15 protein-coding genes are annotated in these 19,353 nt (G+C 69.1%); 9 read left to right on the top strand and 6 right to left on the bottom strand.

The genetic code is table 11. From position 1 onward, the window contains the following. Positions 1 to 38: 38 nt before the first annotated feature. Positions 39 to 731 carry a M15 family metallopeptidase gene (locus tag WT60_RS12150; protein WP_236860817.1) on the bottom strand — a complete coding sequence of 231 codons (693 nt, stop codon included), beginning with the start codon at positions 729 to 731 and terminating at the stop codon, positions 39 to 41. 12 nt (positions 732 to 743) lie between these two features. On the opposite strand from WT60_RS12150, the gene WT60_RS35150 reads away from it, so the two are divergent. From WT60_RS35150 to WT60_RS12135, 4 genes are all read left to right on the top strand, one after another. Beyond that, on the top strand, positions 744 to 902 hold the full coding sequence (locus WT60_RS35150; RefSeq protein ID WP_236860816.1) for a hypothetical protein: 159 nt from the start codon (positions 744 to 746) through the stop codon (positions 900 to 902). A 147-nt stretch (positions 903 to 1,049) separates the two neighbouring features. Beyond that, complete coding sequence (locus WT60_RS12145) at positions 1,050 to 3,095, top strand: glycoside hydrolase family 3 protein (protein ID WP_060356419.1); 2,046 nt, start codon at positions 1,050 to 1,052, stop codon at positions 3,093 to 3,095. A 242-nt stretch (positions 3,096 to 3,337) separates the two neighbouring features. Next, a complete protein-coding gene (locus tag WT60_RS12140) occupies positions 3,338 to 3,724 on the top strand; it encodes an RT0821/Lpp0805 family surface protein (RefSeq protein WP_038751339.1) in 387 nt (128 codons plus the stop codon). A gap of 18 nt (positions 3,725 to 3,742) precedes the next feature. Continuing rightward, positions 3,743 to 4,219: an NUDIX hydrolase gene (locus tag WT60_RS12135; protein ID WP_038751338.1), complete on the top strand. Its 477-nt coding sequence runs from the start codon at positions 3,743 to 3,745 to the stop codon at positions 4,217 to 4,219. A 319-nt stretch (positions 4,220 to 4,538) separates the two neighbouring features. On the opposite strand, the gene WT60_RS12130 is transcribed toward WT60_RS12135, so the two are convergent. Continuing rightward, entirely contained in the window at positions 4,539 to 6,248 is a 1,710-nt protein-coding gene (locus WT60_RS12130) for a glutamine--tRNA ligase/YqeY domain fusion protein (RefSeq protein ID WP_038751337.1), read from the bottom strand. 264 nt (positions 6,249 to 6,512) lie between these two features. On the opposite strand from WT60_RS12130, the gene WT60_RS34435 reads away from it, so the two are divergent. After that, positions 6,513 to 6,722, top strand: coding sequence for an ornithine acetyltransferase (locus WT60_RS34435; RefSeq protein ID WP_038751336.1), 210 nt, complete (start codon positions 6,513 to 6,515; stop codon positions 6,720 to 6,722). A gap of 1,137 nt (positions 6,723 to 7,859) precedes the next feature. On the opposite strand, the gene WT60_RS12110 is transcribed toward WT60_RS34435, so the two are convergent. Continuing rightward, positions 7,860 to 9,080 (bottom strand): CaiB/BaiF CoA-transferase family protein, encoded by a 1,221-nt coding sequence (locus WT60_RS12110; protein ID WP_038751335.1) that lies wholly within the window; start codon positions 9,078 to 9,080, stop codon positions 7,860 to 7,862. A 1,083-nt stretch (positions 9,081 to 10,163) separates the two neighbouring features. Between WT60_RS12110 and alaS the strand changes: the two genes are divergently transcribed. After that, positions 10,164 to 12,788: an alanine--tRNA ligase gene (gene alaS, locus WT60_RS12105; RefSeq protein WP_060356919.1), complete on the top strand. Its 2,625-nt coding sequence runs from the start codon at positions 10,164 to 10,166 to the stop codon at positions 12,786 to 12,788. Here the strand turns inward: alaS and WT60_RS12100 are convergent. Together WT60_RS12100 and WT60_RS12095 are read right to left on the bottom strand one after the other, a co-directional pair. Next, positions 12,760 to 13,110 (bottom strand): hypothetical protein, encoded by a 351-nt coding sequence (locus WT60_RS12100; protein WP_145986775.1) that lies wholly within the window; start codon positions 13,108 to 13,110, stop codon positions 12,760 to 12,762. The genes alaS and WT60_RS12100 overlap by 29 nt on opposite strands. Before the next feature lie 79 nt (positions 13,111 to 13,189). Then, positions 13,190 to 14,155 carry a LysR substrate-binding domain-containing protein gene (locus WT60_RS12095; protein WP_060356917.1) on the bottom strand — a complete coding sequence of 322 codons (966 nt, stop codon included), beginning with the start codon at positions 14,153 to 14,155 and terminating at the stop codon, positions 13,190 to 13,192. A gap of 134 nt (positions 14,156 to 14,289) precedes the next feature. Here WT60_RS12095 and WT60_RS12090 point away from each other — a divergent pair, with 134 nt between their 5' ends. The 3 genes from WT60_RS12090 (at position 14,290) to WT60_RS12070 (ending at position 18,845) form a co-directional block, all read left to right on the top strand. Beyond that, entirely contained in the window at positions 14,290 to 15,888 is a 1,599-nt protein-coding gene (locus tag WT60_RS12090; RefSeq protein ID WP_100185280.1) for a YbfB/YjiJ family MFS transporter, read from the top strand. Between the two features lie 709 nt (positions 15,889 to 16,597). Then, complete coding sequence (locus tag WT60_RS12075) at positions 16,598 to 18,154, top strand: trypsin-like peptidase domain-containing protein (RefSeq protein WP_060355966.1); 1,557 nt, start codon at positions 16,598 to 16,600, stop codon at positions 18,152 to 18,154. A 154-nt stretch (positions 18,155 to 18,308) separates the two neighbouring features. After that, complete coding sequence (locus tag WT60_RS12070; protein ID WP_038751328.1) at positions 18,309 to 18,845, top strand: NUDIX domain-containing protein; 537 nt, start codon at positions 18,309 to 18,311, stop codon at positions 18,843 to 18,845. Between the two features lie 144 nt (positions 18,846 to 18,989). Here the strand turns inward: WT60_RS12070 and WT60_RS12065 are convergent, their stop codons facing one another. Beyond that, positions 18,990 to 19,325, bottom strand: a complete 336-nt coding sequence (locus WT60_RS12065; RefSeq protein ID WP_038751326.1) for a YbjQ family protein — start codon at positions 19,323 to 19,325, stop codon at positions 18,990 to 18,992. Positions 19,326 to 19,353: the final 28 nt, after the last annotated feature.

Genomic DNA, 19,353 nt, shown 5'->3' with positions numbered 1-19,353 from the left:
CGCGCAACGGGCGGGCTGCGCGACGCCACCGCCCGGCGTCACTCGCGCAGCGCGTCTTCGACGCACGCGGCGCGCGCCGCCGCATGATTCTCGTGCGTCGTATCCGTAAGGCAATCCGCATACGACGCGACGTAACGCTCGAGCATTTCGCGCGCTTCATCGGGCGGCGCGCCGACCATCTGCGCGACGAGCGCGCGCGAGCCCACTTCGAAGTGCTGATAGTCGATCGGGTCGTCCCAATAGCCGCCCCAGCGCAGGAAGCCGTTGTTCGCGAACACGTCGACGGCGCGTTCGGCCATGCCGGGCCTCGGCGGCTTGCCGGGCCGTTCGTCGAGCCGGTTCATCGACGCCTTCGCGGCGGACTCGGGCAGCACGCGCGCGCCGCCGTCGCCGCCGAACGACACGTACGGGTTGCGCAAAGGATTGACGTCGATCGCGACGCCGTACGCGTGCATCGACCACTCGTCGCTGCCCGTTTTGGGCCGCGAGTTGAACGCGGACGTGTTGTCGTCGTTCATCGACGCGACGTCGTTGCCGCGATAGCGCTCGATCGGCACGGCCTTGTTCAGCGGGAAGCGCATCCGGCGGAGCGTGTCGAAGATCGTCTGCACGCGCTCGGCAACCGCATCGAGCACGACGACTTCGCCTTTTTGCGTTTGGCCGTCGAAATTCACGTAATCGAACGACACGTTTCTCAATCGTCCGCATTGAACCGGCGAACGATCGCTCATTACGCGTTCGGCATGCATATTCGCGCATTGCGCGGCCGTGATTCGGTTGATATCGGCAATCGCATTGGTCGTGACGAAAACCGAAAGCAGCGTGAAAAGGGCCGTGCTATGCTGCGCGCACTGCCGAATCGGCGCGAATGTTCGCGGCAGAAGTCGCATGTCGATCACTGATTTGACGAATTCGATGCATGCGAATTCAGAGTGAATGGATATGCATGAAGTTCCGGAGTACCGATGAACCGAAAGCCGAAGGGAATTCCGGATCACGAATCAAATGACGTAAGTGCCGCGAATGCGCGCGGCAAGGACTCGGTGAAAATGCGCAAGAAAAGCTTGGTTCATTTCCCCGTCGCGCTGGCGGTGACGGCGGCGCTCGGCGCCTGCTCGTCGGGCGACGACGACGCGACGATCGAATCACGCGCGGACGCGATCGTCGAGCGCATGTCGACCCGGCAGAAGGTCGGCCAGAAGATCATGATGGCGTTCCGGTACTGGTGCCCGGACGGGCAGCCGGCTTGCACGAGCGGCATGACCGAATTCCCCGACGCCGCGCGCGACGCGTTGCGTGAGAACGGCATCGGCGGCGTGATCCTGTTCTCGAACAACCTGACGGGCATCGAGCAGACGCGCCGGCTGATCGACGGAATCCGCGCGGCGCCCGCGGCCGACAGCCCGGTCGGCCTGATGGTCGGCATCGACGAGGAGGGCGGCAACGTGTTCCGCCTGCCGCGCGTGGAGGCGACGGCGTTCGCCGGCAACATGGCGCTCGGCGCGGCCTACGAGGCGACGAAGGACGACCGGCTCGCATACGACATGGGCCGCGTGCTCGCGGCGGAGATCGCGGCGGTCGGCTTCAACGTGAACTTCGCGCCGGATGTCGACGTGAACAGCAATCCGCTCAACCCCGTCATCAACGTGCGCTCGTTCGGCGACGATCCGGCGACGATCGGCCTGCTCGGCCGGCGCATGGTGCAGGGAATGAAGAGCGAGCGCGTGATCGGCACGTTCAAGCATTTCCCGGGGCACGGCGACACGGACACCGATTCGCACTACGGGCTGCCCGTCGTGATCAAGTCGCGCGCCGACGCGTACGCGATCGATCTCGCGCCGTACCGGCAGGCGATCGACTCGGGCGAGGCGCCCGACATGATCATGACCGCTCACATCCAGTATCCGTCGCTCGACGACACGCGCGTCGCGACGCGCACGGGCGAGCAGATGATCGCGCCCGCGACGATGTCGCGACGCATCCAGCATGACATCCTGCGCGGCGAATTCGGCTATCAGGGCGTGACGATCACCGACGCGCTCGACATGAAGGGCATCGCCGATTTCTTCGACGAGGACGATGCGGTCGTCAAGGTGTTCCAGGCGGACGTCGACATCGCGCTGATGCCCGTCGAGTTTCGCACCGCGGCCGACGCCGGCCGGCTGACGGCGCTGGTCGATCGCGTCGCGGCAGCCGTCGATGCGGGCCGGATCGACCGCGCCGAATTCGATCGCTCGGTGCGCCGGATCGTGCTGACCAAGCTGCGCAACGGCATCGTCGCGGCGGACCGCGGCAGGCCGATCGACGAACTGGCGTCGATCGGCGGGCCCGCGCATCGCGCGGTCGAGCGCGACATCGCGCGCAAGTCGATCACGCTGCTGCGCAACGAGAACGGCACGCTGCCGCTGCAGGCGCAGGGCCGGCGCATCTTCATCCTGACGCCGTGGGGCGAGCAGGCGGAGGCGATGCGGCGCCGTTTCGCCGAGCTCGGCCATCCGCTCGTGACGGGCGCGAAGCTGAGCGCGATCACGTGGCCCGAGCAGCAGCAGGCGATCGACGCGGCGGATGTCGTGATCGTCGGCACGCTGTCGACGGGCGTCACGCCCGTCGAGCACAACGGCGATCCGAGCGCGCGCATCGTGCCGCCCGCGCCCGCGCTGATGCGGCAGACGGCGCCCGCGAACGGCGAGGAGGCGGGCTCGGTGATCTTCGATCACGTCGACGCGGGCGCGGGGGCGGGCGCGGATGTCCGCGCCCGCCGCAGCGTGCTCGCCGTCGCGGTGCCGAACGAGGCGCAGCAGATGCGCGACGCGATGGATTACGCGAAGGCGCGGCGCAAGACCGTGATTCACGTGACGATGCGTGCGCCGTACGACGTGATCAGCTACGACGACGTCGCGGACGCGACGCTCGCGACGTACGCGTACTACGGCTACGAAGGCGGGCTGCGCGGCCCGTCGCTGTTCGCCGCCGTCGACGCGATGCTGGGCGTCGAGCGGCCGGTCGGCAAGCTGCCGGTCGCGGTGCATGCGCTGAACGCGGACGGATCGACGGGGCCGCTGCGCTATTCGCGCGGCTTCGGCTTGCAGTACTGAGGAGCCGAGCGCCGGCCGCGACGCGGCGCTGCGGCGATGCGCGCGGCCGGCGGCGCGGCCGATCGCCGCGCGCCGCCCGAAGCGGTTTCGCCGTCGATTTTCTGAGGCGCGGCCCACGCGAGGCCGCGTCGTGCCGCCGGATCGGTTTCAAATACCGTTCGTTGCAGTTATCCTTGAGCGCTCTTGCGGCGCGCGGCCGAAGCCGCGCGCCGGACGTTCGATCGCTTCCAAAGGAGAACAACATGACGATGCGAGCCCGTGTCTCGATCCTGTCGCGCGCGCTGGCGGGCGCCGCGTGCGCGGCGGCCGCGCTTGCCGCGCACGCGCAGAACAACCTGAACTTCCTGAACGACACGCCGATCAGCTATTTCAGCAAGGCGGACACCGCGTCGCTCGCGAAGGCCGTGCAGAAGGTTCGCGACGAAGGCAAGGACGGCGAAACCGTCGACTGGATGAACGAAGGCCGCGGCACGAAGCTCGCGGCGAAGCTGACGCCGAGCACGACCGAGCAGGAAGGCCGCACGTGCCGCGAGATCAAGACGGAAATCGAGGCGAAGGGGCAGTCGATGACGCTGCGGCCGCTCTATTGCAAGACCGAGGCCGGCAAGTGGCAGTTGCAGAGGCGCTGACGCGGGCCTAGCGCGCGGATGAGCGCGATGAAGCCGCGCGGCCGGCCGCGCACGGTGTCCTGCGGGATCGTGCTGCTCGATTCCGCCGGCCGCGTGCTGCTCGCGCACGCGACCGACACGGCGCACTGGGACATCCCGAAGGGCCAGGACGAGCCGGGCGAGACCGCGCAGCAGGCGGCGCTGCGCGAGCTGGTCGAGGAGACGGGCATCGTGCTCGATCCCGCGCGCCTGACCGATCTCGGCTTGTTCGCTTACCGGCACGACAAGGATCTGCACCTGTTCGCCGCGCGAGCCGCCGCGCACGAGACGGACCTGTCGCGTTGCACGTGCACGTCGATGTTCCCGAGCCGCCGCGACGGGACGATGATTCCGGAGATGGACGCGTTTCGCTGGACCGAGCCGGGCGAAGTGGAGGCGTACGCGAGCCGCAGCCTCGCGCGGCTTTTCGCGACGACGCTGTCGCTCGCGCAATTGCATCGGACGCTGCCGGGGTAAGCGCCGCGCGTGCGCGACGGCCTTGCCGCCCGTCGCCGATGACGAACGTTGCATGATGACAAGCCTCGGCGCGCGATCCCCCGCGTGCGACGCCCGGCGTGCGACGCCCGGCCGATTCGTCCGCGCGAGGTTCGGTGTCACGCGCGCCTGCGCGCCTGCGCGCCGGACGCCGCACGCGCCGCGGCAATCCGGACCGGTCGGCGGGCCGAAAGCCGACTCGGCTGCCATCCCGGCTCGGACATCAAACGAAAATGCCCGGCCTGAGCCGGGCATTTCATTTTTTGCGCGGCGCGAGTAACGGAGCGCGCCGAAGCGGCCGTCAGGCCGGCTTGCCCCAGCTGTCGCGCAGGCCGACGATCCGGTTGAACACCGGCTGGCCGGGTTTCGAATCGACACGGTCCGCGACGAAGTAGCCGTGGCGCTCGAACTGATAGCGCGCCTCCGGCGTCGCGTCGCGCGCGCCGGGCTCGAGGTAGGCCTGGACGACCTTCTTCGAATCCGGATTCAGCGCCTCGAGGAAGTTGCGGCCGCCCGCGTCCGGGTGCGGCTCCTTGAACAGGCGATCGTAGATCCGCACTTCGGCCGGGCACGCGTGCGGCGCGCTCACCCAGTGGATGTTGCCCTTCACCTTGTAGTTGTTCGCGCCTTCGGTGCCCGACTTGCTGTCCGGATAGTAGTTGCAGTGCACGGCGATCACGTTGCCGTTTTCGTCCTTGTCGGCGCCCGTGCATTCGATCACGTAGCCGTAGCGCAGCCGCACCTTGTTGCCCGGGAACAGTCGGAAATAGCCCTTCGGCGGGCTCTCGTTGAAGTCCTCGCGCTCGATCCACAGCTCGCGCGAGATCGGGAACGTGCGCTGCCCGCGCTCCGGATGGTGCGGGTGCACGGGCGCCGTGCATTCCTCGGTCTGGCCTTCCGGATAGTTGTCGATGACGAGCTTGAGCGGATCAAGCACGGCGACCGTGCGCGGCGCCTTGTCGTCGAGGTCGTCGCGCAGCGCGCCTTCGAACACGCTCATGTCGATCCACGAATCGACCTTCGTCACGCCGATCCGCTCGCAGAAGAGCTGGATGCTCTGCGGCGTGAAGCCGCGGCGGCGCACGCCGACGATGGTCGGCATCCGCGGGTCGTCCCAGCCGTCGACGTGGCCTTCCGTCACGAGCTGCAGCAGCTTGCGCTTGCTCGTGATCGCGTACGTGAGATTCAGGCGCGAGAACTCGATTTGCTGCGGCAGCGGCCGCGCGAACACGCCGGCGTCGGCGAGCTCGTTGAGCACCCAGTCGTAGAGCGGGCGGTGATCCTCGAATTCGAGCGTGCAGAGCGAGTGCGTGATGTTCTCGATCGCGTCCGAGATGCAGTGCGTGTAGTCGTACATCGGGTACACGCACCACGCGTCGCCCGTGCGGTAGTGGTGCGCGTAGCGGATGCGATAGATCACCGGGTCGCGCATGTTCATGTTCGGCGAACCCATGTCGATCTTCGCGCGCAGCACGTGCTCGCCTTCCTTGAACTCGCCCGCCTTCATCCGGCGGAACAGGTCGAGGTTCTCCTCGGGCGAGCGGTCGCGGAACGGCGACGGCGTGCCCGGCTCGGTCAGCGAGCCGCGGTTCGTGCGCATCTCGTCGGCGCTCTGGCTGTCGACGTACGCCTTGCCGCGCTGGATCAGCAGCTCGGCGAATTCGTAGAGCTTGTCGTAATAGTCGCTCGCGAAGTACTGGTGGTCGACGCTGTCTTTCTGCCAGTCGAAGCCGAGCCAGCGCACCGCGTCGATGATCGAATTCACGTATTCGACGCTTTCCTTTTCCGGATTCGTGTCGTCGAAGCGCAGGTGGCACACGCCGCCGTAGTCGCGGGCGACGCCGAAGTTCAGGCAGATGCTCTTTGCATGGCCGATGTGCAGATACCCGTTCGGCTCGGGCGGGAAGCGCGTTTCGACGCGGCCGCTCCATTTGCTCGCGCGGTTGTCGTCGTCGATGATGTTGCGGATGAAATTGGAAGGCGCGGTGGCGTCGTTGCGTTCGGTGCTCATGCGGAACAGGGAAGAAAAAGGGGGAGGGCGCGTGCCGCGCCGCTCGAATTCGTCAATTCTACCTGACGGACGACCGTCCTGAGGAGCGGCGCACCTTGCGGCGGGCGGCGCGGCGCGTTTTTCCGGCATTTGTGCGGCATGTGTTGCCGCTGTAACGGGAGGTAAATCGCCTTGCCGGCCGGATCGCGCTTTTTTAAGATGCGCTCACCCAGGTTTCATGCCGCCGCGCCGTGCCTTGCGCGGCAACGTTTCGAAGGCAGCATCATGATGAAGAAGACCAGCTTTCTCGTTCGCGCCACCGTCATCGCCGTGGCGCTCGCCAGCTTGAGCGCGTGCGCGATGAACCGCACGCAGCGCAACGCCGGCATCGGCGCGGCCGCGGGCGGCGCGCTCGGCTACCTGATCACGGGCGGCCCGATCGGCACCGTCGCGGGCGCGGCGGCGGGCGGCCTCGTCGGCGCGGGCGTGCGCTAAAGGGCGCAGAAGGGCATTAAAGGGCATTCGACGCGGCGGCCGAGCGGTGGACGGGGCCGCCACGGCGCTCCTGGCGAGCAGGTGGCGCGGGCGAATGCCGGGGGCGGTGCCGGATCGTAGATCCGGGGCGTCGAATTAGCCGGTTTCGCGCCCTTCGTCAGCTTCGTTGCACGAATGCATGTGTCAGCCCGTCGCAAGCCGGGCAGCAGGGCGCGCCATAGGCGCGCCCGTTTTGTTGGCGGGCACGATTTCGTCGGGTTTTGGGGCCCTTCGACGAGGGCTCGCGATCGGCATCTTCGCCGGCTGGTTTGTTCGGGGGCACCGTTTCGGGTGTCGGCGGCCGAAGCGACGCGCTCGTGTTCGCGGTTTTTCGGTCGACGTCGGGCGTTGATCATTCCTGTCGCTATCCCGTTATCCCGCTAGAGGAGAAACTTGCGACGCGACGACATGCGGGACCTCGGCAGGGAAAACGTGGAAGCCCGCTTTGTACCGTTCGGTCGTGACGAGGCGATGTCCGGGTGCGCTCGCCGGGTGCCGCGTGCGGTGAACGGGGCGGGCCGCGCGTCGAGATCCCGGGTTGCGGCGCGCGGATATTTTGGGCTTTCGAGGGGGGGCAAGTTCCGGCGCCCGAAATGCGGAGTTCGAAGCTCGGGCTCGGGCTCGGGGCTCGGGCTCGAAGCTCGAAGCTCGAAGCTCGAAGCTCGAAGCTCGAAGCTCGAAGCTCGAAGCTCGAAGCTCGAAGCTCGAAGCTCGAAGCTCGAAGCTCGAAGCTCGAAGCTCGAAGCTCGAAGCTCGAAGCTCAACGCTCAACGCTCAACGCTCAACGCTCAACGCTCAACGCTCAACGCTCAACGCTCAACGCTCAACGCAAAAGTTCAACCGTCGATGCTCAACGTCCGAAGCCGAAGCCCGAAGCCTTGAAGCTATAGAAGTTCGCGAGTTTGAATCGGCAAACCGGCAAACCGGCAAACCGGCAAACCGGCAAACCGGCAAACCGGCGAAACGGCGAAACGGCGAAACGGCGAAACGGCGAAACGGCGAGCGGGCGACTGGGCGAAGAACCAACACTCGAGAGAAAGAACGCGGGCGCACAATCGAAGCCGCGCGCCCGCCCGCCATCGCACCCATGCGCCGCGCTCACACGACGCGCTTGTCCCTGAGCGCCGCGATCGCCGCGTCGCCGTAGCCGAGCATGTCGCGCAACACCGCGTCCGTGTGCTCGCCGAGGAGAGGCGGCGCGCTGCGCGCGTCGGGCGGCGTCTCGCTCATCCGGATCGGGTTGCGCACGAGCTTCACGGTCGCGCCGCTCGGATGAGGCAGCTCGACCTGCATGCCGCGCGCGCGCACTTGCTCGTCGTCGAACACTTCATCGAGATCGTTGATCGGCCCGCACGGCACGCCGAGCGCCTCGAGCGCGTCGAGCCATTCGCGTTTCGTGCGCGTCTTCGTCATCTCCGCGATGATCGGCACGAGCGTGTCGCGATGGCGCACGCGCGCTGGGTTCGTCGCGAAGCGCTCGTCGTCGGCGAGCGCCGCGCGGCCGCCCGCCTCGACGAACTTGCGGAACTGCCCGTCGTTGCCGACCGCGACGATGATCCAGCCGTCGCTCGTCTCGAACGTCTGGTAAGGCACGATGTTCGGATGCGCGTTGCCCCAGCGCACGGGCGGCTTGCCGCTCGCGAGGAAGTTCGTGTTCATGTTCGCGAGGAGCGCGACCTGCACGTCGAGGAGCGCCATGTCGATGTGCTGGCCGCAGCCCGTGCGGTCGCGGTGCGCGAGCGCGGCGAGGATCGCGATCGTCGAGTAGAGGCCCGTCGCGAGATCGGCGATCGCGACGCCCGCCTTCTGCGGGCCGCCGCCCGGCAGGCCGTCGCGCTCGCCCGTGATGCTCATGAAGCCGCCCATTCCCTGGATGATGAAGTCGTAGCCCGCGCGGTGCGCATACGGGCCCGTCTGGCCGAAGCCCGTCACCGAGCAGTAGACGAGATCGGGCTTCACGGCTTTCAGCGATTCGAAGTCGAGCCCGTATTTCGCGAGCTGGCCGACCTTGTAGTTCTCGAGCACGACGTCGCATTGCGCGGCGAGCTCGCGGACGATCCGCTGGCCCTCCGGCGTCGCGATGTCGACCGTCACCGAGCGCTTGTTGCGGTTCGCGGCGAGGTAGTACGCGGCTTCGCGGGTGTCGGCGCCGTCGGGCGTTTTCAGGTACGGCGGGCCCCAGTGCCGGGTGTCGTCGCCGCTCTCCGGGCGCTCGACCTTGATCACGTCGGCGCCGAGATCGGCAAGCGTCTGCGCGCACCACGGGCCCGCGAGCACGCGGCTCAGGTCCAGGACGCGGATATGGCTGAGGGCTCCCATCTTCGTTCAGTCTCCTCTGTTGGTGGTGCTATCGATCGGCGCGCGGCCCAAGGGCGTCGCGCCGATCGGGGCGCGGCCGCGCGGGCGCGTGTCCGGTTGGTCGTCTCCCGCCGCATCTTAAAGCGATTCGGGGGCGGCTGTCGCGAAGGCGGGCGGCGCGAGGGCGGCGGCGGGGCCGGATGCAGGCGTGCGCCGCCGCCGCGAGCGCCTGCGGCGCGGTTGTGACCGCTCGCCGCGTGGCGCTGCTTCGGCGGAGCGGATTGGGGGCGAGGTTCCGGCGCGGCTTGGGTGCGGTCTCGATGCCGCCCCGATGCGGCTTCGATGCGCTCGGTCGAAAGCCGACGAGATGCCGATGTGAACGTGTTGCGACGTCGAGCGAGAGCCGACGGGGCGCTCGAGCACGGCGCTCGAGCGCTCGGCAACGGCTTCGAACGGTGCAATGGCCTGCTCATGGCCGGGAAGCCGGCAACGGCCTCGAAAAATGGCTCCGAATGGCTCCGAACGGTCGGTAATGGCGCGGCGGCCGGGCGTCTTTCGGGGGTGGCCGCGGCATGATTGTCGGCGTGTCGGGCGTATCGTCCACATTGGGTTCGACGCGTCGCCATGCGGCCGTCGCGGCGCGCTCGTATCGCGCGCGATCGTTCGGCTCGACCGGACTCGCCGGTTCTGGTCCCGGTCACGGCCGAGTTCAGCTCGCCGCGGCTCGACTCGGCCTGGCCGATTGGCCCAACCCGCCGCCCCAAACCCGTCGCCCCAAACCCGTCGTTCGAGCCCGGCCGCGTGTTTCCGGCGTGGATTTCGCGTGCTTTGCCGGCCGTCCTCGACTAGCGCGTCGGACGTTTCCGGACCGCGACGATCTTACGCCGAGTCGGCCGCGTCGCCCGCTGCCGGCCTCGACGCCGTCCACGGAACGTTCGCCCAACGCCCGCCCCAACGCCCACCCCAACGCCCACCCCAACGCCCACCGGCCGCGAGCGGGGATCTATCCCGTATAATTGATCGTTTCAGAATCCAGCCGCCGTCCGCCGAGTCGAAGCGGCCGGCGCTCAACCCAGTTTTGGCCTGACCCCGTCCCCGCACGCTATGAACGCCGCCGAAATCCGCGAGAAATTCCTCAAGTTCTTCGAATCGAAGGGCCACACGATCGTCCGCTCGTCGAGCCTCGTCCCGGGCAACGACCCCACGCTGCTCTTCACCAATTCGGGGATGGTGCAATTCAAGGACGTGTTCCTCGGCGCCGAGACGCGCCCGTACTCCCGCGCGACCACCTCGCAGCGCAGCGTGCGCGCGGGCGGCAAGCACAACGACCTCGAGAACGTCGGCTACACCGCGCGCCACCACACGTTCTTCGAGATGCTCGGCAACTTCTCGTTCGGCGACTACTTCAAGCGCGATGCGATCCATTACGCGTGGGAACTGCTGACGACCGTCTACGCGCTGCCCGCCGACAAGCTCTGGGTCACCGTCTACCACGACGACGACGAGGCGTACGACATCTGGGCGAAGGAAGTCGGCGTGCCGGCCGAGCGGATCATCCGCATCGGCGACAACAAGGGCGCGCGCTACGCGTCGGACAATTTCTGGCAGATGGGCGACACGGGCCCGTGCGGCCCGTGCTCGGAAATCTTCTACGACCACGGCCCGGACGTGTGGGGCGGCCCGCCGGGGTCCCCCGAGGAAGACGGCGACCGCTACATCGAGATCTGGAACCTCGTGTTCATGCAGTTCAACCGCGACGCGCAGGGCAACATGACGCGCCTGCCGAAGCCGTGCGTCGACACCGGCATGGGCCTCGAGCGGATCGCGGCCGTGCTGCAGCACGTGCACAGCAACTACGAGATCGACCTGTTCCAGAACCTGATCAAGGCGTCGGCGCGCGAAACGGGCGTGGCCGACCTCGCGAACAATTCGCTGAAGGTGATCGCCGATCACATCCGCGCGTGCTCGTTCCTGATCGTCGACGGCGTGATCCCCGGCAACGAAGGCCGCGGCTACGTGCTGCGCCGGATCGTGCGCCGCGCGATTCGCCACGGCTACAAGCTCGGCCGCAAGGGGGCGTTCTTCCACAAGCTCGTGGCGGATCTCGTCGCCGAGATGGGCGTGGCCTATCCGGAGCTGAAGGAAGCCGAGCAGCGCGTGACCGACGTGCTGCGCCAGGAGGAAGAGCGCTTCTTCGAGACGATCGAGCACGGGATGTCGATCCTCGACGCCGCGCTCGGCGAGCTCGACGCCGCGGGTGGCAAGACGCTCGACGGCGAACTCGCGTTCAAGCTGCACGACACGTACGGCTTCCCGCTCGATCTGACGGCCGACGTGTGCCGCGAGCGCGGCGTGACGGTCGACGAGCCTGCGTTCGACGACGCGATGGCGCGCCAGCGCGAGCAGGCGCGCGCGGCGGGCAAGTTCAAGGCGGCGCAGGGCCTCGACTACTCGGGCGCGAAGACGGCCTTCCACGGCTACGAGGAAATCGCGTTCGACGACGCGAAAGTCGTCGCGCTGTACGTCGACGGCGCGTCGGTCGACGCCGTGAAGGCGGGCGAGAGCGCGGTCGTCGTGCTCGACCACACGCCGTTCTACGCGGAATCGGGCGGCCAGGTCGGCGATCAGGGCGTGCTCGCGAACGCGGCCACGCGCTTCGCGGTCGCCGACACGCTGAAGGTCCAGGCCGACGTGATCGGCCACCACGGCACGCTCGAGCAGGGCACGCTGAAGATCGGCGACGTCGTTCGCGCGGAGATCGACGCCGAGCGCCGCGCGCGCACCGCGCGCAATCACTCGGCGACCCACCTGATGCACAAGGCGCTGCGCGACGTGCTCGGCTCGCACGTGCAGCAGAAGGGCTCGCTCGTCGACGCGGACAAGACCCGCTTCGACTTCGCGCACAACGCGCCGCTGACCGACGACGAAATCCGCCGCGTCGAGGCCATCGTCAACGAGCAGGTGCTCGCGAACGCGCCCGGCATCGTGCGCGTGATGCCGTACGACGACGCGGTGAAGGGCGGCGCGATGGCGCTCTTCGGCGAGAAGTACGGCGACGAAGTGCGCGTGCTCGATCTCGGTTTCTCGCGCGAGCTCTGCGGCGGCACGCACGTGCATCGCACGGGCGACATCGGCCTCTTCAAGATCGTCGCGGAAGGCGGCGTCGCGGCGGGCATTCGGCGCGTCGAGGCGATCACGGGCGACAACGCGGTGCGCTACGTGCAGGCGCTCGACGCGCGCGTGAACGCGGCGGCGGCGGCGCTGAAGGCGCAGCCGTCCGAGCTGATCCAGCGGATCGGCCAGGTGCAGGATCAGGTGAAATCGCTCGAGAGGGAACTCGCCGCGCTGAAGTCGAAGCTCGCGTCGAGCCAGGGCGACGAGCTCGCGCAGCAGGCGGTCGAAATCGGCGGCGTGCACGTGCTCGCCGCGACGCTCGACGGCGCCGACGCGAAGACGCTGCGCGAGACCGTCGACAAGCTGAAGGACAAGCTGAAGAGCGCGGCGATCGTGCTCGCGGCCGTCGACGGCGGCAAGGTGAGCCTGATCGCGGGCGTCACGGCGGACGCGAGCAAGAAGGTGAAGGCGGGCGAGCTCGTCAACTTCGTCGCGCAGCAAGTGGGCGGCAAGGGCGGCGGCCGGCCGGACATGGCGCAGGCGGGCGGCACCGAGCCGGCGAATCTGCCGGCGGCGCTCGCGGGCGTCAAGGGCTGGGTCGAAGCGCGGCTGTGACGCGGCCGGGCGGCGCGACGAGATTCGGCGCGCCGTTCTCGTCGCAACGGCGGCCGCACGGCGGCGGCGGGTGACGCGATTTCGGGGGCGTATCGGCGCGGTGCGCGGTGCGCCCGCGCGGCGGAACGCGGGCTTGGACGATGAGCTTGCGGCGATGCCGGCGCGCTTCGCTTCTTCGACTTCCGCGAGCGTCGCGGCAAAAATCGGATGATCGAACGACCGAAACGGTCCAATCGGCTTGCGCCGGCTGGGCCGTTTTGCTTTCGGGTTCGATGACGGGCGCGGCGGTGCGCGGTGCGCGCATGGCGTCGGCGCGCGTCATGTCACGTTGCCTTGCCTCGCGTTGCGTGACGCAGCGCCGCCGCACGGCGAGCCGGCTATGCACGCGCGCATCGCGCACGTCAGACGGCCAGCGTTTCGTCCGCCGTGCCGCGCCGCGTGCGCCCGCGCGTGGCCTTCGCCGTTTCGTTCGTCGCGATGTCGGTTGCGTTCGCCGCCGCGGCCGCATCGCGCAACGCGTCGCGCAACGCGGCGAGCGCCGCCGAGAAATACCCCTGACGCCAGACCAGCATCGTGTCGATCGGCGCGATGTCGTCGATCGGATGCACGCCGAGGCTGTCGGGCTCGCGCTGGACGGTGAGCACCGAGCGCGGCGCGACCGCGACGCCCGCGCCCGCCGCGACGCACGCGACGATCGCGTGATACGAACCGAGCTCGAGCACGCGCCCGGGCTTGAGCCCGTATGCGGCATACCAGCGCTCGACGCAACCGCGGTACGCGCAGCCGCGCTCGAACGCGACGAGCGTCGGCAGCAGCACGTCCCGCGGCGTGCGCACGCGCGGATGGCCGCGCGGCGTCAGCAGCACGAGTTCCTCGGTGAAGGCGGGCGCGGTCTCGAACGGCTCGCCGAGCGCCTCGGAGCCGGCCGGTGTCGCAACGAGCGCGGCGTCGAGCTCGAATTCGCGCACCAGGCTGATCAGCTCGCCGGTCGTGCCGGTGACGAGCTCGAGCGTGACGTCGGGCCACGCCTGATGGTAGCGCGCGAGAAAAGCGGGCAGACGGCTCGCCGCGGTGCTTTCCATCGCGCCGAGCCGCAGCCGGCCGCGAGGGCGGTTCTCGCGGACCGCGTGGCGCGCCTCGTCGGCGAGCGCGAGCAAGCGCTCCGCGTACGGCAGCAGCGTTTCGCCCGCGGGCGTCAGCACGAGCCGGCGGCCGTCGCGCACGAAAAGCGGTGCGCCGAGCTGTTCCTCCAGCTGCTTGATGCGGGTCGTGACGTTCGACTGCACGCGATTGAGCTTCGCGGCCGCGCGCGTCACGCCGTTCTCGCGCACGACCGCGCGAAAGATCGCCAGCGCCGCCAGATCCATGATTCTCTCCATGGGATGGATCGAATCTCAATTATTCATTTTTCGAGAACGGTTGGTCAAGCTAGCATCGATTCGATTTTGGCTAATCCGCGACGCTTCCGACCCCTCGAATCGGCCGCGTCGCCCTCGAAACGATGCGCTCCCTTTCTCCTTCACGCGGCGCGGCCGGCGCGCCCGACTATCCATTCTCCGGCGAGCGCGCGGCGCGCGACGCGGCGCTCGCCTGTGCGGCGGCGCTCGCGGTCGCGCTCGGCGTCGGGCGCTTCGCGTTCACGCCGCTGTTGCCGCTGATGCTCGCGGGCGGCGAGCTCGACATCCGGCACGGCGGCTGGCTCGCGTCCGCGAACTACGCGGGCTATTTCGTCGGCGCGATGACCTGCGCGCGCATCGCCGTCGATCCGGCGCGGATGGTGCGCGCCGGGCTCGCGGCGACGGTCGCGCTGACGCTCGCGATGGGAGTCGCGAGCCCGTTCTGGGTGTGGGCGCTCGTGCGCTTCGCGAGCGGCGCGGTCAGCGCGTGGACGTTCGTGTTCGCGTCGCAGTGGGGCCTGAGGCGCGTGGCCGAGCGCGGCGCGCCTGCGTGGGGCGGCGTGATCTATACCGGGCAGGGGATCGGGATCGTCGTGACGGGGCTGATCGGCTCCGCGTTGGCGGGGCAGCGTGCGGCGTTCGGCTGGATCGGGTTCGCGGCGGCGTCGGCGGTGCTGTCGGCGATCGTGTGGCGCGCGTTCGGGGCGACGGGGCGCGACCCGATGCGCGATGCGGACGGCGGGCGTCTTCGTCGCGGGGCGGAAACCGCGGGCGATGGGGGCGGCTTGGCAGAGGCGGGCGGTCGGGCCGAGACGAGGTGCGCGGTCGAGCCGGCCGGATCGGCCGACGCCATTCGAGTGGGTTCGGCGTACGGCGTGCCCGATGCGCGTGACGTATCCAACGCGCCCGATACGCCCGATGCGTCCAACGCGTCCAACGCGTCCAACGCGTCCAACGCGTCCAACGCGTCCAACGCGTCCAACGCGTCCAACGCGTCCAACGCGTCCAACGCGTCCAACGCGTCGACAGCGGCGGCCGCAAAGAATTTCGCGTCCGCGCAAATTCCCGGCAAGCGCGGCGCGCTCGCCGCATCGGCCGCAAGCGCGCCGCACGCGTGCACCGCCGCCCGGCGCGATGCGTTCTGGCTCGTCTTGCTCTACGGCCTGCCCGGCTTCGGCTACATCATCACCGCGACCTTCCTGCCGGTGATCGCCCGCGCCGCGTTGCCCGCGCACTCGCCGTGGCCCGATCTGTTCTGGCCGACGTTCGGCGCGGCGCTGATCGTCGGCGCGCTGGTCGGCGCGCGGCTGCCGAGCCGCTGGGACAATCGCCTGCTGCTCGCGGTTTGCTGCGCGGTGCAGGCGGCCGGCGTCGCGCTCGGCATCGTCTGGCCGACGGCGCCCGGATTCGCGTTCGGCAGCGCGCTCGTCGGCTTGCCGTTCACCGCGATTACGCTGTTCGCGATGCGCGAAGCGCGCCGCTTGCGCGGCGAGCGCGCGGCGGGCCTGATGGGGTATGCGACCGCGTCGTACGGCGTCGGACAGATTGCCGGGCCGCTGGCGGCCGCGCCGCTCGCCGCGCGCGCGGGAACCTTTTCGCCGGCGCTCTGGCTCGCGTCGGCGGTGCTGCTCGTCGGGGCGGCGGGGTTTGCAGCGGTAGCGGCGAGTTCGCGCGCGACGACGCACGGCCGCGACGTCGCATGAGCGCGCGACTGGCGATGGCGCGATGAAGCGGTTGCGGGCGTTCGAGCACGCCTGCTGCATCGACGCGCTCGACGTGCTCGACGTGCATCGTGCGTTGCGTCGTTGGGAGCGCGCGCCGCGTGCATTGCCGAGCGTCGCCTTTCCCGCGTCGAATGCGCGGCCTCCGCCTCTGCCGCCTCTGCCGCCTCTGCCGTCTCCTCCGTCTCCTCCGTCTCCGCCGCCTCTGCCGCCTCCTCCGTCTCCTCCGTCTCCTCCGTCTCCGCCGCCTCCGCCGCCGCGCCGCGGTGCTGCACGATTTTTTGTCGAGCCGCGTCGCGACGGTCCGTGTTGAGGCATCGTCGCTTGCCGCTTGCCGCTTGCCGCTTGCCGCTTGCCGCTTGCCGCTTGCCGCTTGCCGCGCATGGCGCGCGCATCCTGCGCATCGACCGGAGCGCGCCGCGCGCGCCGAATGACCGCCGCAATCGATCGTCATCGAGCTTGCGCGCCCACGCGGCGCGTTCCGCCGCTTCCACTTTTCTCGATGCGCTCGCCGCGCATCCAACGAGCATCCGACGAACGTGCGTCGCAGGCCGCGGCGAATTGCGAATATCGTGAAAGCACGGACTGCCGGCCGTCGGCCGCTATGCAATAATCAATTCACCAGTGCGTGCTAGTCCTTTGCGCGCCGCGCAACGGGCCCCTGGCATAACGACTGCCTTGGAGGTGCACTGTGTCTCGTCAAACGCTTGGCCGCGCCCTGATTCACGCTGCAGCGATCGGGGCGGTGCTTGCGGGCTTTGCCTGCCTGCAGCCGACGGAGATCGCAGCGGGCACGTTGCCGCAAACCCTGAAGGCGAAGCGGATCGCGCAGACGGGCCCTGCGGGGCCGATCGATTTCCCCACGCTCGTCGAGCGTTACGGGCCCGCCGTCGTGAACGTGAGCGTGCCGGCGCAGGAGCCGCAGATGTCGGCGTCCGGCCTCGAGGCGCTCGACCCCGACGATCCGTTCTTCGCGTACTTCAAGCTCTCCGCGATGCAACCGCCGACGTCCCAGGACAACGCGCCGCGCGCGATGGCGGGCGCGGGGTCCGGTTTCATCGTCAGCCCGGACGGCATCATCCTCACGACCGCCTACGTGGTCGGGCAGGCGACCGAGGTGACGGTCCGCCTCGTCGATCGGCGCGAGTTCAAGGCGCGCGTGGTGGCGCTCGACGACCAGAGCGACGTGGCCGTGCTGCAGATCGATGCGACGAAGCTGCCGACGGTGCGGCTCGGCGACTCGTCGCGGGTGCGCGTCGGCGAGCCGGTGCTGACGATCGGCGCGCCGGACGGCGCCGCGAACACGGTGACGACGGGCATCGTCAGCGCGACGTCGCGCACGCTGCCGGACGGCGGCAGCTTCCCGTTCTTTCAGACCGACGTGACCGGCAATCTCGACAATTCGGGCGGCCCGGTGTTCAACCGCGCCGGCGAGGTGATCGGCATCGATGTGCAGATCTACGGGAGCGGCGACCGCAATCCGGGCGTGACGTTTGCGATTCCGATCAATCTGGCGGTGAAGGTGCGCACGCAGGCGATGCAGGCGCAACAACAGGCTCAGCTGCAGGCGCGGCAACAGGCCCAGCAGCAGGCCCAACAGCAGGCCCTGCAGCCGCAGTACGCGGCGCAGCAGAACGGGCTCGGCGTCGACGTGCAGGACGTCGGCCCGGGGCTCGCGGCGGCGTTCGGTTTGCCGCGGGCGGCGGGCGCGCTCGTCAACGCGGTCGAGCCGGGGTCGCCCGGGGCGGCGATCGGTTTGAAGCCGGGCGACGTGATCGTGCAGGTTGGCGACAGGCCGGTCGGCCGTTCGTCCGAGTTCGCCGGCGACGTGGCGGCGCTGCCGCCCGGCGCAAGCACGCCGATCAGGCTGGTGCGCAACCGCGCGCCGATGACACTGAGGCTCGGATCGGGCCCGGCGGCGGGCGCGGCGGCCGCCGGTTCGTCGGGCAGCGCGAGCGCCGGCCGAAGCGAAGCGGGCGGCGCGGATCGCCTCGGCCTGACGATGCATCCGCTGACGGACGACGAGCGCCGCTCGACGGGGTTGCCGGTCGGGATGGTGGTCGACGCGGTGCGCGGACCGGCGGCGAACGCGGGCATCCAGCCGGGCGACGTCGTGCTGGAGTTCAACGACACGCTGATCGAGACGCCGGACATGGTGCCTGCGTTGGAGGCGAAGGCGGGAAAGGTGGTCGCGGTGCTGATACAGCGCGGCGGCGAGCGCAAATTCGTGTCGGTCAAGGCGAGGTAGCGCCGATGCGGGGAGTGCGTGCCGCGCCGGGCGCGTCTCGATCGTCCAAACTCGCTAGAATTGGGCCTTCCCGACCCAAAAAAACGGCAGGACTCGCGCGCCGCGCCCGACGTATCCGAGCGAGCGGGCAAAGCCGCCGGCCGATCCCCGACAAATGACCACCGCAGACTACCGATTCTGTCCTCGCTGCGCGCGAGCGCTCACCGAGCGCGTCGATTCCATCGAGGAGGGCGGCCGCGTGCGCCGCGCGTGTCCCGACGAAACCTGCGGCTATGTCCATTGGAACAATCCGGTGCCCGTCGTCGCGGCGATCGTCGAATACGAAGGCAAGATCCTGCTCGCGCGCAACGCCGCGTGGCCCGAAGGCGTGTTCGCGCTCATCACCGGCTTCCTCGAGCGCGGCGAAACGCCCGAGGCGGGCATCGCCCGCGAAGTGCGCGAGGAGACGTCGCTCGACGCGGAATCGGTGAAGCTCGTCGGCGTTTATGAGTTCATTCGCAAGAACGAATTGATCATCGCGTATCACGTGCGCGCGAACGGGACGATTCGCCTGTCGCCGGAGTTGCTCGAATACCGGCTCGTCGATCCGCCGATGCTGCGGCCGTGGCGCGCCGGCACCGGCCAGGCGCTCGCCGACTGGATGCGCGCGCGCGGCCTCGACTTCGAAATCGTCGAGTTCCCCGGCCAGTAACGAAGCACGGAAACGGATTGGGCGCCGCGGCGGGCAAGCGGGGGCAGGCGACGAACAAGCCACGGACAAGCGGGGAACAAGCCACGAACAAGCCACGAACAAGCGGGCCGCGCCGGCGCGGCCCGCCGCCCCGGGCGGTCGGCGTCAGCCGGCGCGCGCCGCCTGCACCGCTGTGCCGTAGCACAGCACCTCGGTCACGCCCGACGCGATCTCGGTCGCGTCGTAGCGCATCCCGATGATCGCGTTGCCGCCCATCTGCCGCGCTTCTTCGACCATCCGCTCGTAGGCCTCCCGCCGCGCGCGCTCGCACAGCGACGTGTAGAGCGAGATGTTGCCGCCGAACAGCGTTTGAATCGACGCGCCGAACGTGCCGACGATCGAGCGCGAGCGCACGACGATGCCGCGCGCGACGCCGAGCGAGCGTTCGATCCGGTAGCCCGGAATGTCGAAAGCGGTCGTGATGAGCTGCGGATCTGCCATGATGTTTCCTCTTCGATGTGAAAATAAC

The organism is Burkholderia sp. MSMB617WGS (assembly GCF_001532025.2).
In the GTDB taxonomy this organism is placed as follows: domain Bacteria; phylum Pseudomonadota; class Gammaproteobacteria; order Burkholderiales; family Burkholderiaceae; genus Burkholderia; species Burkholderia savannae.
This window is presented reverse-complemented; position numbering and strand designations above follow the sequence as displayed.

What these genes read in the sequence shown, in the direction of transcription:
- WT60_RS12150 (WP_236860817.1), bottom strand. Translation starts at nt 731, where the DNA reads ATGAGCGATCGTTCGCCGGTTCAATGCGGACGATTGAGAAACGTGTCG.
- WT60_RS35150 (WP_236860816.1), top strand. Translation starts at nt 744, where the DNA reads ATGCATATTCGCGCATTGCGCGGCCGTGATTCGGTTGATATCGGCAAT.
- WT60_RS12145 (WP_060356419.1), top strand. Translation starts at nt 1,050, where the DNA reads ATGCGCAAGAAAAGCTTGGTTCATTTCCCCGTCGCGCTGGCGGTGACG.
- WT60_RS12140 (WP_038751339.1), top strand. Translation starts at nt 3,338, where the DNA reads ATGACGATGCGAGCCCGTGTCTCGATCCTGTCGCGCGCGCTGGCGGGC.
- WT60_RS12135 (WP_038751338.1), top strand. Translation starts at nt 3,743, where the DNA reads ATGAGCGCGATGAAGCCGCGCGGCCGGCCGCGCACGGTGTCCTGCGGG.
- WT60_RS12130 (WP_038751337.1), bottom strand. Translation starts at nt 6,248, where the DNA reads ATGAGCACCGAACGCAACGACGCCACCGCGCCTTCCAATTTCATCCGC.
- WT60_RS34435 (WP_038751336.1), top strand. Translation starts at nt 6,513, where the DNA reads ATGATGAAGAAGACCAGCTTTCTCGTTCGCGCCACCGTCATCGCCGTG.
- WT60_RS12110 (WP_038751335.1), bottom strand. Translation starts at nt 9,080, where the DNA reads ATGGGAGCCCTCAGCCATATCCGCGTCCTGGACCTGAGCCGCGTGCTC.
- alaS (WP_060356919.1), top strand. Translation starts at nt 10,164, where the DNA reads ATGAACGCCGCCGAAATCCGCGAGAAATTCCTCAAGTTCTTCGAATCG.
- WT60_RS12100 (WP_145986775.1), bottom strand. Translation starts at nt 13,110, where the DNA reads ATGACGCGCGCCGACGCCATGCGCGCACCGCGCACCGCCGCGCCCGTC.
- WT60_RS12095 (WP_060356917.1), bottom strand. Translation starts at nt 14,155, where the DNA reads ATGGATCTGGCGGCGCTGGCGATCTTTCGCGCGGTCGTGCGCGAGAAC.
- WT60_RS12090 (WP_100185280.1), top strand. Translation starts at nt 14,290, where the DNA reads ATGCGCTCCCTTTCTCCTTCACGCGGCGCGGCCGGCGCGCCCGACTAT.
- WT60_RS12070 (WP_038751328.1), top strand. Translation starts at nt 18,309, where the DNA reads ATGACCACCGCAGACTACCGATTCTGTCCTCGCTGCGCGCGAGCGCTC.
- WT60_RS12065 (WP_038751326.1), bottom strand. Translation starts at nt 19,325, where the DNA reads ATGGCAGATCCGCAGCTCATCACGACCGCTTTCGACATTCCGGGCTAC.